The sequence below is a fragment of the Candidatus Tisiphia endosymbiont of Stenodema calcarata genome, assembly GCF_964030695.1.
In the GTDB taxonomy this organism is placed as follows: domain Bacteria; phylum Pseudomonadota; class Alphaproteobacteria; order Rickettsiales; family Rickettsiaceae; genus Tisiphia.
In genome coordinates, this window is sequence record NZ_OZ034911.1 from 51490 (window position 1) to 64236 (window position 12747).

16 protein-coding genes and 1 tRNA gene are annotated in these 12747 nt (G+C 30.7%); 8 read left to right on the plus strand and 9 right to left on the minus strand.

The features are described from left to right. Both ACQH1W_RS00295 and ACQH1W_RS00300 read right to left on the minus strand, forming a co-directional pair. Window positions 1-324 (minus strand): helix-turn-helix domain-containing protein, encoded by a 324-nt coding sequence (locus ACQH1W_RS00295; protein WP_341756103.1) that lies wholly within the window; start codon window positions 322-324, stop codon window positions 1-3. 124 nt (window positions 325-448) lie between these two features. Further along, window positions 449-1138, minus strand: a complete 690-nt coding sequence (locus ACQH1W_RS00300; protein ID WP_375332551.1) for an IS110 family transposase — start codon at window positions 1136-1138, stop codon at window positions 449-451. 267 nt (window positions 1139-1405) lie between these two features. Between ACQH1W_RS00300 and ACQH1W_RS00305 the strand changes: the two genes are divergently transcribed. Next, window positions 1406-1702: a hypothetical protein gene (locus ACQH1W_RS00305; RefSeq protein ID WP_341762804.1), complete on the plus strand. Its 297-nt coding sequence runs from the start codon at window positions 1406-1408 to the stop codon at window positions 1700-1702. Window positions 1703-1846: 144 nt separating this feature from the next. Here ACQH1W_RS00305 and ACQH1W_RS00310 read toward each other — a convergent pair. Both ACQH1W_RS00310 and nth read right to left on the minus strand, forming a co-directional pair. After that, window positions 1847-1934: transfer RNA gene (locus ACQH1W_RS00310), tRNA-Ser, on the minus strand. 202 nt (window positions 1935-2136) lie between these two features. Next, entirely contained in the window at window positions 2137-2775 is a 639-nt protein-coding gene (gene nth, locus ACQH1W_RS00315) for an endonuclease III (protein ID WP_341761944.1), read from the minus strand. A 50-nt stretch (window positions 2776-2825) separates the two neighbouring features. Between nth and grxD the strand changes: the two genes are divergently transcribed. After that, complete coding sequence (gene grxD / locus ACQH1W_RS00320) at window positions 2826-3158, plus strand: Grx4 family monothiol glutaredoxin (RefSeq protein ID WP_341747650.1); 333 nt, start codon at window positions 2826-2828, stop codon at window positions 3156-3158. Between the two features lie 79 nt (window positions 3159-3237). Here grxD and ACQH1W_RS00325 read toward each other — a convergent pair whose 3' ends face one another. The 5 genes from ACQH1W_RS00325 to ACQH1W_RS00345 form a co-directional block, all read right to left on the minus strand. Beyond that, entirely contained in the window at window positions 3238-3660 is a 423-nt protein-coding gene (locus tag ACQH1W_RS00325) for a response regulator (RefSeq protein ID WP_375332550.1), read from the minus strand. Continuing rightward, the gene (locus tag ACQH1W_RS00330) at window positions 3641-4417 is read right to left on the minus strand and encodes a sensor histidine kinase (RefSeq protein WP_342278918.1); all 777 of its coding nucleotides are present in this window, start codon (window positions 4415-4417) and stop codon (window positions 3641-3643) included. The genes ACQH1W_RS00325 and ACQH1W_RS00330 overlap by 20 nt, the downstream gene beginning before the upstream one ends. Before the next feature lie 278 nt (window positions 4418-4695). After that, complete coding sequence (gene recR, locus ACQH1W_RS00335) at window positions 4696-5295, minus strand: recombination mediator RecR (RefSeq protein WP_341761947.1); 600 nt, start codon at window positions 5293-5295, stop codon at window positions 4696-4698. A gap of 30 nt (window positions 5296-5325) precedes the next feature. Continuing rightward, a complete protein-coding gene (locus tag ACQH1W_RS00340) occupies window positions 5326-5811 on the minus strand; it encodes an RDD family protein (RefSeq protein WP_341762989.1) in 486 nt (161 codons plus the stop codon). Between the two features lie 103 nt (window positions 5812-5914). Continuing rightward, window positions 5915-6565, minus strand: coding sequence for an MJ0042-type zinc finger domain-containing protein (locus ACQH1W_RS00345; protein ID WP_375332549.1), 651 nt, complete (start codon window positions 6563-6565; stop codon window positions 5915-5917). A gap of 95 nt (window positions 6566-6660) precedes the next feature. Here ACQH1W_RS00345 and dapD point away from each other — a divergent pair, with 95 nt between their 5' ends. From dapD to ACQH1W_RS00375, 6 genes are all read left to right on the plus strand, one after another. Beyond that, window positions 6661-7482 carry a 2,3,4,5-tetrahydropyridine-2,6-dicarboxylate N-succinyltransferase gene (dapD, locus tag ACQH1W_RS00350; protein ID WP_375332548.1) on the plus strand — a complete coding sequence of 274 codons (822 nt, stop codon included), beginning with the start codon at window positions 6661-6663 and terminating at the stop codon, window positions 7480-7482. A 370-nt stretch (window positions 7483-7852) separates the two neighbouring features. After that, on the plus strand, window positions 7853-8542 hold the full coding sequence (uppS, locus tag ACQH1W_RS00355; RefSeq protein ID WP_375332547.1) for a polyprenyl diphosphate synthase: 690 nt from the start codon (window positions 7853-7855) through the stop codon (window positions 8540-8542). Continuing rightward, window positions 8529-9191 carry a phosphatidate cytidylyltransferase gene (locus tag ACQH1W_RS00360; RefSeq protein ID WP_341762991.1) on the plus strand — a complete coding sequence of 221 codons (663 nt, stop codon included), beginning with the start codon at window positions 8529-8531 and terminating at the stop codon, window positions 9189-9191. Before uppS ends, ACQH1W_RS00360 begins: the two co-directional genes overlap by 14 nt. Next, window positions 9188-9505 carry an FtsB family cell division protein gene (locus ACQH1W_RS00365; RefSeq protein ID WP_341762992.1) on the plus strand — a complete coding sequence of 106 codons (318 nt, stop codon included), beginning with the start codon at window positions 9188-9190 and terminating at the stop codon, window positions 9503-9505. The genes ACQH1W_RS00360 and ACQH1W_RS00365 overlap by 4 nt, the downstream gene beginning before the upstream one ends. A 14-nt stretch (window positions 9506-9519) precedes the next feature. After that, window positions 9520-10131, plus strand: coding sequence for a ribonuclease D (locus ACQH1W_RS00370; protein ID WP_375333228.1), 612 nt, complete (start codon window positions 9520-9522; stop codon window positions 10129-10131). A 34-nt stretch (window positions 10132-10165) separates the two neighbouring features. Then, window positions 10166-12742: an N-6 DNA methylase gene (locus ACQH1W_RS00375; RefSeq protein ID WP_425361052.1), complete on the plus strand. Its 2577-nt coding sequence runs from the start codon at window positions 10166-10168 to the stop codon at window positions 12740-12742. Window positions 12743-12747 lie beyond the last annotated feature (5 nt).

Sequence of the window (12747 nt, forward strand, 5' to 3'; positions counted from 1 at the left end):
CTAAATGTGATGCATGATATCTTTAGCATAAACATAATTATTTGCTTCTAGGTGACTCGCTAATTCTTCCCTCTCACCATCACTTAATTTGCTTGTGCTACCTCCATTGTTGGTATCAAGCTTATTGGCTTTTTGATAATCAACAATATGTTTTCTTATCGATTCGTGGCTCAAGAGTAGTACCTTAGCAATCTCTACATTACTATACCCATCGTCATACATCAAAACTGCCTTAATACGATCACGTATGCGTCCGTCTCGTTCTGTCTTATGACGTTCCTTCAACTTTTCTCTTTGTTCTTCTGTCAATACATTCTTACTCATAATCTCCTAAACTCTACAATATCTCTCCTATCTTTGCAACCCTTCATTTACGAGCAGTATATCTTTCTGCCTCCTCTAATGAATCTTCGACCTTGTTTATTACCACTATCTCGAGCATATGGCGCTATTCCAACCATACTGATAATTCGTTGCCGCTATAATTTTTATTTCCCAACTCAGGTAAAAAACTAATTAATTTACTAGCTAGACATTTGCCAATGCCAGGTACAGTTTCTAATATTTTTGTTTTTTCTTGTAGTTCTTCTGATCCATCTATTATCTCATTTAATTTATCATCAATTTTAGATATTTCCTTTTGTAAGCATCCTATCAATGTTTCTATGCTTTCTTTGTCAATACCATCGACACTATTATGCAACCTCTTTTTTTCATTACTAAGCATCAATACTAAATCTTCCCGTCTTTGCTGATATCTCTTCAAATTTTCTGATTCAATTTGATGTATATAATTTGCTGTAAGTTGCATCTTATCACCGTAATACGCTAATTTAAAAGCATCTTGCTTGTCCGTTTTACAAAAATTTACTGACTTACTAAATGAATTAAAACTATAGGTATTTACCTTATGAATCCGTTGCTCATTACTATATAATTTTTGGCAAATTTCATCCTCGTAGCCTCCTGTGGGTTCGCACACTATTAGCTCAATTTTTTGATATTTTGTTAATTTTATAAGCTCTTCATGACCTAAATTATCATTTGCAAAACGATGATATTCCGGTTTACTGTTTGAAATATATATACATACATCAAGCCATTTTTTACTTACATCTAGACCTATTATTTTTTTCATAGTATAATCTCCTTCATCTTATTGTGCAAGGCTACTGTACTGCAGTACCTTCTGCAATTTGTTCAAAGCAAACTTAACGATAGAGGGTACTTATTCTGTTCACGACTATTTCAGTCTAGCTTGCTTCAAGTCACCCTCTTACAACTACTTATAACATGTTTTTAAGATATAAGAACTTAGACAAGAAAATATATATAAGGGAAGATGAGGTTTTAAAGCAAATAGAAGAGGTTTTTAAAAGAATAGGTTAAGAGAGAGACCCGGGAAATGCTAAAAGAGACCCTTGCATACCTAAGAAACACTAATGAGCTAAAAAAAGCTGAACATGACCAAGCAACAGCTTCATTAAAGAAAGAACATACCGAAAATGAAAATAGATTAAATTCATTAATAGATTTGCGACTCAATGGAGAACTTAGCACAGAAGAATTTCAAAGAAAAAAACAACAATTAAAAGATCGCCAATATGAAATTGATCGTTTACTAAAAACTTATGATGAAGCAGACGATAAATTTACTGATACCGCTACAACGCTAATAACTCTAGCATCGCAAGGCCTATGAAACTTTTAAAGGTTCTGAAAGCCCTCAAAAACGCAAAATGATAAATTTCGTATTTCAGAACCTTAAACGTCAGGGGCAAAAAACTTGAGACCTCCCTACGTTTCCCGTTCGATATTTTTGAAAAAACGACGACTTGTACCACAGTGGCGGAGAGGAGGGGATTTGAACCCCTGACACGTTACCGTGAACACGCTTTCCAGGCGAGCGCCTTAAACCACTCGGCCACCTCTCCATCTATAGGAATTCAGAATAACAAGTTACATCAGATTCGGTTAACTACGTAAACAATAGGTTTGGTATACTATTCGTCTTTAAAGTGTTAGCATTGTCTTACTATCGGGACTTTGCGTACTCACATACTAAATATACGATTAGTTAACTTGCCACTCGTACTCCTAGCCAATTCTTTAAAGCAGAAGTGTATCTACAGTTTGCTACTTCAGAAAATTATTAGCATAATACTCACAATATTCTTTAACTGGGCAAGCAGGGCAATTTGGTACTCGTGCTTTGCAAATATACCTACCAAGTAATATCAACCAGTGATGAGCATGTTGTAACCATTTTATATCGATAACTTTAACTAATTCAAGTTCTACTTTTTTGGGAGTATTACTATTTGCCAGTCCTAATCTTTTAGAAACTCTAAATACATGTGTATCAACTGCGATAGTTGACTTACCAAAGAGGCAATTCAATACTACATTAGCAGTTTTTCTTCCGACACCTGGCAATTTAATTAAGTCATCAAAATTGTTAGGTACTTTGCTGTCATACTTATCTATCAAAATTCGACAAAGTGCAACAATATTTTTTGCTTTGGTTATAAATAAACCTATTGATCTTATATAAGTTCTTACCCCTTCTTCCCCGAGTTCTAATATTTTTTCTGGTGTATTATACTTCACAAACAATAATCTAGTTGCTTTATTAACTGAAACATCAGTTGCTTGTGCGGATAATATCACCGCTACTAATAGAGTAAAATTATTAACATATTCTAGTTCCGTTCGGGGAGTAGGATTATTTTGGCTTAAAATTTCAAAAATTTTATCAACTATTTGAGCTTGCATAATATAACATTTAAGAGTAAAAGAAGTTATAATTTTTATCAGGTTTAGGAATGTTAGAGAATAGAAATTTTGATTTTATAAAAAATGAAATTGCTAATCATGATATTGTATTATTTATGAAAGGCACTGCCAATTTTCCTCAATGTGGTTTTTCTGCTACCGTTGTTTCTATCTTAAAAAAACTTGGCGTAGAATTTCGTGATATTAATGTTTTAACCAATCCTAGCTTACGTGAAGATATCAAATCTTTCAGTGATTGGCCTACTATACCACAGCTTTATATAAAAGGGGAATTGATAGGTGGCTGCGATATAGTACGTGAGATGTATGAAAATGGTGATCTTGTTTCATTATTAAAAAATAAACATATAATATCTAAGTAACCTCAATTAGATATAAGAATATTTATCTTATATCTAATTGCTTTATAAATGAGTATACTCTTCTGCTTTGAGTATATATCTAGTTATGGAACTGCCTTATGGTTTCAAGTAGTTCTTCGTTTTTATAAGGTTTATGAATTAGGTATGTTGTTTGTTCTTGTAAGAATTCTTGCATTTCTTGGTGATTGCTAGAAAAACCAGTTTGAAAAATTATAGGAATATGTGCAAGGTTATCATCACTTCTTATCTGCTTATGTACTTCATAACCTGTCATATCAGGAAGAGAAATATCAAGAAATATTAACTCTATTATATTAGCATATATTTTAAATAAATTAACTGCTTCTTGTCCGGAATAAGCACTGATAATTTTATATTTTTGTTCATAATGTAGCACTAAATTTATTGCGTCATGGCAAATTGGTTCGTCATCAACAAAAAGTATAGTAAATACTTTTGCAATATTATCCTTTGTAAGCATTTTATGTCTCTTTTTTATCATATACAGGAATCATAAATTCTAATTTTGTTCCTCTTTTATGGTTATTTTCGGCATAAATATAACCATTATGAGCCAGTACAATTTCTCGGCAAATAGATAAACCAACACCTGTACCAAGAAAATTATTATTAGTTCGTGAACTACGAGTAAATACTTCAAAAATAGTCTCAAGTTCTGAGTCTGGAATTCCTATACCTGTATCGATTAGGCTAAAGCACCAATAAGGAATATTATCATGATTTTTTAAATCAATTACCGCTATAATTAATCCTTCCTTAGTATATTTGAGTGCATTATTAAATAAATTATTTAATAATTGGTTAATCCTAATTTTATCTCCATTAATCATTGCTTTTGTAATACTATGATCAATAAGAATAATATTAACTCGATCGTTAATTATGTTTAATTCTGTAAGTTGTTGCACGGTCTCTTTTATAGAAGATAATAGATCCATAGCAACAAAATTAAACTGCATTTTTCCGGTACTAAACTTAGATAGGTCTAGTAGGTCATTAATTAATTTTATAAGACGCTGATTATTTTTAGCTATTATACTGACATACTTTACGTGTTCTTGCTCATCCATTTTATCCCAATTTTCATATAAAAACTGAGCTATACTACTTCCCCCATGTATCGAAGTCCTAATTTCGTGAGTAACGTGATTTAAAATATTATCTTGCTCTGATATTTTTTGTTCTAATTCTAATATTTTAGTTTTTGAATTATTTCTTAAATTAAACCACGAAAACATCTTGTACCTGCAAATATAAAGAACTACAGGAATCAAAAATATGACTAAAATAGTCCAAAAAAGTTGGTACATATGCTTACTTTACTTAAAATAATTATATGCAAGATAAAATATAAAATAACTAATGAAAATATCTAAAAATTTCAAATTAACATTTCATATAAATAATTCTAATTTAGTAATCTTTGATAATTTATTAACAAAATTTAATATAATATATAACCAACAGCTTATATATTATATTAAATTTTTCAACACAATAAATAATTTTTAATAAATTAGTCAAAAGGCTGTCTTAAGGTTATTGCAGCTGATAAAGTTCCTTCATCTAAATAGTCTAGTTCTCCACCTATTGGAATGCCGCTAGCTAATCTTGATATTTTGATAGTATAATCTTTAAAATATTCAGTAATGAAATAAGCTGTAGTTTGACCTTCTAAGGTGGAATTAGTTGCAATAATTATTTCATTAATATTATTCTCTTGGCATCTAGCTAGTAATTCTGGTAGTCTTAATGCTTTAGAATTATGGCTACTTGCAGTTGATAAATTATGTCCTAGTACATGATAATATCCATTAAAAATACCACTACGTTCTATTGCCCACAATTCTGTCACTGTTTCAACAATTGCTATAATAGATTTGTTGCGATCATCAGATGAACATACTCTGCAAATATGATGAGAATCTATGTTGCCACAAATATCGCACTTAACAACATTATTATCTACGTAAGAAAGAGCTGAAATTAAACCTTTTAACCTAACGTCTTTTTCTTGTAAAAGATGCAGGACTATACGCCTTGCTGATCTTTGACCAAGACTAGGTAGTTTGGAGAAAAGATAGATCAACTGATCTATTTCATTTAGTTTATTCATTTTAGCATACCTTTACTACTTATAACTGTTTTAACTCTTAATAACCACTGTTCCAGCAATTTTATCATGCAAAGCTTGGCGTTGTTTAGAAAAGAGTATAAACCAAATACCAACTAGCACTAATACATATCCACAAAATCTTTTAATTAATTGCCATTTACTAGGTTTTCCAAGAGTTATTGCATCTACTATTTTCATATGCATAATCATTTTTCCTGGAGTAGCACCAAAATAAATCCAAAAACCAATAAAATATGTTGCAGCTAGGGCAAAATTAATTATAAACATTAAAATAAATAATGTAAGAACACTACTAGCAGTTATATTTTGAACTAACTCCGGTTTCGTGCTACCCATTATTAGTATGTCCGCTATACTAGCTTTAAAAAAAAATAAAGACAGTTTAGATAACATAAAGTGGGTGATCGGAGTTGTAAAAATTGACAACAAAAACGAATCTAGGCAAGAAGCAAAGAGCCTAGGAATTAGTTTAGGGTATATAATTTGTTTATTCATTTTTTTCTATATATATCACGGAAGTTCGATGTAACTGTTACATCGAATTCAGGTTATGTTATGGGAGTATTCGAACTGATTATAAATCTCTTTCAGAAGAAGTCTAATGTAATATGAAATCCAAACTATTACCAAGCATAATATTTAACACCTCACTTGAACGAGGAACTACATCAAGATACGTAGCAATGTCGATATGTTGCTTAGGGGACAGTTTAATATTTTTTTGATTCATTATATAGGATTTTACTGTTACATATTTTTTATTGAGCAATCTAACCCGAATAAGTGGTATTGTCACATCATGGTCGGAAGTATTACTTATCCTGTAGGAAACTTTCATTTGTCCCATTTCTTTATTTTGTTCAACATGTATATTTCTTATAGTTAATATATTATTATTCTCTTTATACAGAGCTGGTATATTAAACTTCTCGTGAAATAACATTAATAATAAGAAGACAATTAAACTAAGCCACAATAACATAGATAAAATATGCGATTGCTCAGGAATTTTAGTTGGTAATAAAGCCGGTAAGTTAGTACCTTTGGTTAAATATATTTTATTATTTTCATTAGTGCTAGCGTTTTTTGTGGTATTATCTGATATAATAGGAGGTTCTTGCTGATCAAACTCTGCCCTTTGATACCATATATGGTGGCATTTTGAACATTTGACCTTCCTACCAGTCATACCTATTTGTTCTCTTGAAACTATAAAGGTAGTGTTACAATTTGGGCAAGCAATACTCATTTACGTGATCTAATTTGTATACTCAAATTTGAGTATATAGGTTGACTTAAAAATAAAGTAAATTATGATTTTTTTAATAGTTTAGCAAGGACGTTATGCAAAAACACATCAATACTATAGAAGAATTGTGGCAAATACGCGATAAATTAACCAAGGATTCAGAAAAAACTAACTACGCCAAACAAATATTGAATAATATTATTGATGGTTTAAATCAAGGATTAATTAGGGTTTGTGAAAAAGAAGGGGCTGGTTGGCGAGTTAATCTTTGGGTGAAAAAAGCAATCTTATTACATTTTATTGTAACTGATTCGCAAATCCATTCTGGCGATTGTATGAAATGGTATGATAAAATTGCTCCCAAATTTTCTACAAATCATAATGAAGAATTATTTAGAACCCACGGCTGTCGTATCGTTCCCGGAGCATTTATAAGAACGGGGGCATATTTAGCTAAAAACGTTATTGTTATGCCTTCTTTTATTAATATAGGTGCATATATAGGAGAAGGAACAATGATTGATACTTGGGTCACCGTAGGATCATGTGCGCAAATAGGGAGGAATTGTCATATTTCCGGCGGGACAGGTATTGGTGGGGTACTAGAGCCAATACAAAATACCCCGGTAATAATTGAAGATAATTGTTTTATAGGTGCAAGATCAGAAATAGCAGAAGGGGTTTTAGTAGAAGAAGGAAGTGTAATTAGTATGGGAGTATTTATTGGTGCTTCTACCAAGATAGTAGATAGGGAAAGTGGAAAGATAATTTATGGTAGAGTTCCGGCCTACTCAGTTGTAGTACCTGGCAGCCTGCCTGCTGATTCGGGAAAACCAAGTTTATATTGTGCAGTAATCGTTAAACAGGTGGATAAAGGAACTAGAAGTAAAGTATCTATAAATGATCTATTACGGTGAAATTTTCCTATAACTGACCGCATGTCCATTAATGGCATTTCTGTGTTATTATATAGCTAACCTGAGCAACCTCAGTTTTGGATTAAAATTTTTAATTTTAATCCAAAACTGGCTATAATATCAGAAAAATGCATTCTTGAAGCACTTCTACGAATGCATTTTAATCTATTATCGCTAATAATCTTATTTTTATATCAATAAAAATAAGATTATTAGCAAATGAAATATTTAACAATCAGGCGTCAAACCGCTTTAAGCCTGATTGTTTACTTTCTCATTCCAATTTCGGATTAATGAAATTAATCCGAAATTGAGGTTAGCAATAGTAATTGTGATAACTTCGAGTCATTCCAGCGTATATACAATAAATATGAGTACAATCAACAAAGTAAATCATTTAGCCATTATCATGGACGGTAATGCAAGGTGGGCTTTAGAAAAAGGTTTACCAAAATCTGAGGGACATAGAGCAGGTGCTAATAGAGTAAAGAAACTATTACCAGATTTTATAGAACTTAATATACCTTACGTGACACTTTATACTTTCTCATCAGAAAATTGGCGTAGGTCAAAGACTGAAGTGACCTTTTTACTAAAATTATTACGTTATTATCTAAAAAATGAGACTACACTACTACACGAAAACGGAGTCAAAATAAAAGTTATCGGTAGATTGGATATGTTAGATAATATGTTACAAAAACAAATCCATGATGCTATAGAATTAACAAAACATAATAATAACATAACTCTTTGTATTGCTTTTAGTTACGGCGGGCGAGCAGAGATTGTTGATGCATGTCAGAAAATCATCAATTCTAGTAAAACACAAATTAGCGAGAATGAGTTTGGTAATTATCTATATGATCCAGGAATGCCTGATGTAGATTTGTTAATTCGTACTGGTGGTCTATGTAGAATCAGTAATTTTCTACTATGGCAAGCTGCCTATGCTGAACTATATTTTTTACCTAAATACTGGCCTGACTTTAACAAACAAGATATACTAGAAGTGTTAAACGATTATTCAAAAAGAAAAAGGAATTTTGGTGCCAGATAAGAGGCTTAATATAGTAGTAAGAATATTATCAGCCCTAGTAATAGGACCAGTATTTATTATAGCGATAATGTTTATTAAGTCATTATTTTATATAGTTATGTTATTAATTGCCATAATTATGTTATATGAATGGTATCAAATGACAAAATCGTCCTTTTTTCATATATTACTGGGCTTTATTATTATTCCCATTCCTACTATATCTTTAATAATAATTGCTACTGAAGATAAAAATCGATGGCTATTATTACTATATTTCATTATAATATGGTCAGTTGATATATTTGCTATGATTGGTGGGAAGAATATAGGCGGACCTAAGCTGACCCCCAAGATTAGTCCTAACAAAACTTGGAGTGGATTAATCATAGGGGTATTAGCTAGTGGGCTTACAGCGTTTTTATTAAGTTTAGTACCTAGCTTTGACTTACCAACTGACTATTTATTAAACAAACGGCACTTAATTATAGCAGCTATTTGTTTAGCACTAATAGCACAAATGAGCGATTTATTTATTTCATATTTTAAGCGTAAATTTGCTATAAAAGATACTGGCACTATAATACCAGGTCATGGCGGTGTTCTAGACCGGTTTGATAGCATAATTCTTACCGCCCCAATATTATTTTTTATTATTAAAATATTATGAATTATCGATATTTTATTGATTCAGTTAAAAATTCCAAAAAGATAATATTTAATGTTTTGCTATCTTTATTATTAGCTTATTTTATCTTCCATTCTATTTGTGGTAATAGAGGGATTATTGCTTATTTTACATTAAATCAACGACTCGAAAAAACCTATAGTGAACTAGAAAATTTAAGGGCAGAACGCATTGAACTTGAACATAAAGTAAAACTACTTAGACCAGAATCTCTAGATAGAGATATGCTTGACCAAGAAGCAAGAAGAGTTTTAGGGGTAGCGTTGCCAAAAGAACAGGTTTTTACCATAAAATAACTTAGGAGGTTATTATCAGTATTATAGTTTTTCAGAATGATCTCCCGGAAGATTTTAATATTGCAGGAGACCTAGCAATCGATACAGAAACGATGGGATTAAACTTACATAGGGATAGGTTATGCCTTTTGCAACTGAGTAATGGAGATGGTAAGGCTTACTTAGTAAACTTTATTGACAAGAATTACGTAGCACCTAATTTAAAAAAACTATTACTTGATAAGAATCGATGCAAAATATTTCACTATGCTAGATTTGATTTAGCAGCAATAAAAAAATATCTTGGAATAGATTTGGAGAACATATTCTGTACAAAAATATCTTCTAAACTGGTTAGAACCTATACTGACAGTCATGGTTTAAAGGACTTATGCCGCGAACTACTTTCAGTCCAAATTTCTAAACAACAACAATCTTCCTATTGGGGAAGGTTGGATCTTACAGCTGAACAAAAAGAATATGCCGCCAAAGACGTCCTTTACCTACATCAACTTCGTGCTACCTTGCAAGATATGTTACTGGTCGAAAATAGGTTAGATATTGCAAAACAGATTTTTAAGTTTTTACCTATTAGAGCTAACTTAGACCTAGTAGGATGGAACGATATTGATATTTTTATGCACTAAGCTCTAGATGCTGCGAACAAATATAGTTACTATTATGAGTGAAGAATTACTGCAACGCAACTTAATTAAAAATCCTCAGAAAATAGGAACTTGGAATTTTTATAATATTGGTGCAACAACTATTAGTGCTTTGAAAAAATATGATATAATAAGAAGTATAGATTATGGAAGTGTTGAACGTAGAAAAGTTGATGCAATTATTGTAAAGCAAAAGGAAGTTATAGCAATAGTTGAATATAAACATCCTAAGCAATTTAATACAGTTGACAAGAAAAATCAGGCTATTTTACAAGGAATTGAAGTTGCAAAGAAGTTAAAAACCAAGCTAATAATTGCAACTGATACTCAAGAAACGCTTTGGATTAATGTTGCAACTGGCAATAATATTAAAGATGCGAATGGTAATGCTTTTAAATATAAATTTAATCCAATAGATGAGAATTTACAAAAAATTATTATAGAAATAATACAATCGATAAATGAAAAAAATGATAGGATTTTACCTAAAAAACTAGTCAATCCAACAGATCTTTCCAAACAAATTTGGCAAGATATTTGGAGTGTAAGTGGTGCAACTCCTGAAAATTGCTTATATAGTTTTGTTGAGTTGTTTATATTCAAATATTTGAGCGATTTAAATATATTAACTGGTACTTATTCGTTTGATAAATTAATAGATATGTACAAATATGATGAATATAACGATGTACTACAACATTATGCAAATATTATAAGACCCAAAATAAAAGAGTTATTTCCAGAAAATCCTATAGATAAAACAACGATTATAAATTGCACTATATTTGTAAGTGAAGATCAAAAAGCTATTACTGGATACGGAACTGTCTTTAAAAAAGTTTTAGAAAAGTTTAGAAACTATGGTAAACTTGAACATATTGATCATGATTTTAAAAGCAAATTATTTGAAAGTTTTTTAAAGGCAAGTACCAGTAAAAAGCACTTGGGACAATTTTTTACACCGATCAAAGTGGTGCGTGCAGTGAATGAAATGGCAGAAGGTACATTAAAAGAAGGCATGACAATTTGTGACCCTGCTTGTGGTGTCGGAAAATTTCCTTTGGAATTTATAAAAGATAAACTTGATAAATTATTCACTATTGAAAATGGTGAAATAAAACAAAAGGTAAAAATAGTTGGTTTTGATAAAGGTTTTGATAAAGATGCACAAAGAATAATTATCTTAGCAAAGGCAAATATGCTGATTTATTTTTGTGACCTTATAAAAGATAATGCAGGGCTTACAAAAGGATTTGCTAATATATTCAATGAAAGCTTTATTTTAAAGAGGGAATCAATACTAGGTACATTATCAGAAATTGTTGAAAACCAGTATGATCTAATTCTGACAAATCCTCCTTATTTTAGTGATGGAAGTAGTAATTTTAAGGAAGAAATTGCCAAAACGAACCTAAAAAACCATTACAAAATCAATGCAATGGGTGTTGAAGGTTTGTTTGTGGAATGGATTATAAAAGCTTTAAAACTAGATGGCAAGGCTTTTATAATTGTACCTGAAGGAATGTTTAACAGGCAAAATGATAAAAATTTAAGACAATATATTTTAGATATTTGCTATATTGATGCAATAATTTCATTGCCTGTTAAAACATTTTTTACAATTAGTAAAAAAACATACATTTTAGCATTAACAAAGAAGAATAATACTACTGAAATACAAACTGACCCAGTATTTACTTATTTAGTAAGTGAAATTGGAGAGAGTAGAGATATTTATAGATTTGATATTGAGCAAGATGATCTAAAAGAGGCAGTCAATTTATACAATGCTTTTAAAGGAAATAAAAAATATTTTGCTAAAATTAATCATGATAAGAGATGCAAAATACTGGAAGTTGAATGGTTTAAAAATAATTTAAGAGATTGGAATATTGATTGCAATTGGAGTGAAGAGGAAAGGATAGAACTTGGAGCAATAGATAAGTTTAATCTAATTTCTCCAATAGAGTTTAGCTCTATACTTGAAGACACATCTCAATCATTAAATAATGCATCTATAGAAATAAAGGATGAATTTCATATAGAGACCTACTCTCCTCTTTATAAAGAACTGTCAATAGCTAATATTTTTAAAATTAAAAAAGGGTTAGCAAAATATACAAATATTTTTGTCAAAAATCATAAAGGTGATTATCCCCTATATTCAGCACAAACAATTGATCGAGGTATTATTGGTTACATTGATAGCTATGACTATGATTGCGAATGCTTAACGTGGACAACAGACGGAATTTATGCTGGCACAGTATTTGTGCGTAACGGTAAATTTTCCATGACAACACATTGCGGAGCATTAATAACCAAAATACCAAATATTTCTTTAGAATATGTATATTCCTATTTGACTGAAAACCTAAAAACTTATGCAAAAGGTACTGATAATAAAAGAGTTACTGTTGAAATTATCAAAAATGTTAAAGTCAAAATCCCAATAACCCAGGCAGGAGAATTTGATCTACAGAAACAAAAAGAAATAGCAGAAAAATATCGTAAAATTGAAGAAATAAAAAGAAATCTGAAAGCAGAGCTAGAAAAAATTGAAAATATTAAAGTTGATATAGGATTATACTAATTAAA